This window comes from Burkholderia sp. LFS061, from assembly GCF_047978125.1.
GTDB classification, from domain to species: Bacteria; Pseudomonadota; Gammaproteobacteria; order Burkholderiales; family Burkholderiaceae; genus Burkholderia; species Burkholderia pyrrocinia_C.
In genome coordinates, this window is the sequence record NZ_JBFPFS010000120.1 from 1 (window position 1) to 1,206 (window position 1,206).

General features: G+C 59.4%; 1 protein-coding gene. It reads right to left on the reverse strand.

Features of this window, described 5'->3' with window-relative positions; all coding sequences use genetic code 11:
• Positions 1–55: 55 nt before the first annotated feature.
• Complete coding sequence (locus ACNQQL_RS35950) at positions 56–1,093, reverse strand: IS481 family transposase (protein WP_060968564.1); 1,038 nt, start codon at positions 1,091–1,093, stop codon at positions 56–58.
• Positions 1,094–1,206 lie beyond the last annotated feature (113 nt).

Here is a 1,206-nt window from a genome sequence, read left to right on the forward strand (position 1 = left end):
GTGTATTAGCCGGGACTCGATCTGACAGGTAGTCGGGCCTACAAAGAACGAGCCATCAATGGGGGATGAGTTTCTCCTTGGCTAGTTCGAGCGAATCGAGGAAAGTACGCATCGGCGTCTTGCCATAACACCAGCGCCCCTGATGCTCTCGTTCATTGTTGTACTGGTCGAGCCACGCATCAAGGTCCGTCTGCAGCGTAGCGATCGAGTCGTAGATCTTCTTTCGGAAGACGATGCGATAGAACTCGTTGAGCATGGTCTTGTGCAGCCGTTCGACGATCCCGTTGGTTTGCGGCGACTTGGCCTTGGTTCGGGTATGGTCGATGTCCTCCAAGGCCAGATACAGCTCGTATTCGTGATGTTCGGGGTTGCCGCAGTATTCGGTGCCGCGGTCTGTCAGCACGCGTAGCAGCGGAATGCCGAAGCTGTCGAAGAACGGGACAACGCGATCGTTGAGCAGGTCCGCCGCCGGCAAAGGTGTCTTGCGATCATAGAGCTTGGCGAAAGCAACCTTCGAGTAGGTATCGACGAAAGTTTGCTGGTAGACACGGCCGACGCCCTTGAGGCTGCCGACGTAGAACGTATCCTGCGCGCCGCAGTAGCCCGGGCATTCGGACTCGAATTCGCCGTGCACTTCCTTCTCGTGCTTGGCGCGTTCGAGCGCGACGAGCTGCGCCTCGGTCAGCACCAACCCCTCCTGGGCGGACTTGGCTTCCAAGGCCTTCAAGCGCTTCGGCATGGTCTCCAGATCGTGGCGCAACCAGATGCTACGGACGCCTTGGGGCGAGACAGACAGAGCATGCCGTTTGAGGACCTCGTTGGCGATACGCACCTGACCGTAGGCTGGCAATTCGAGGGCCAGTTCGACAACGGCGGCCTCGACCTGCGGATCCACGCGGTTCTTGAGCAGCGGCCGGTGGTGGGAAATCTCCTGCAGCGCAGCTTCACCGCCTCGATCGTACAGTTCCTTAAATCGGTAGAAGCTGTCGCGCGAGTAACCCATCACGCGACAGGCCTGGCTGACGTTGCCGAGTTGCCGGGCCAGCTCGAGTATGCCGACCTTGGCACGAATTACCTTCTGCTCCTGAGTCATGGCGGACTCCTTGCTGTTCGCGGCGCGCATTGCCGCTACGGGCTACGCCCTCCGCGCCAATGCGCGCCAGCATGAAAAACCAACCACTGTCAGATTTAGTCTAGTCCACCGCA

Bases quoted from the DNA above. Each gene is read 5' to 3' on its own strand.
- ACNQQL_RS35950 (WP_060968564.1), bottom strand. From the start codon at position 1,093: ATGACTCAGGAGCAGAAGGTAATTCGTGCCAAGGTCGGCATACTCGAG.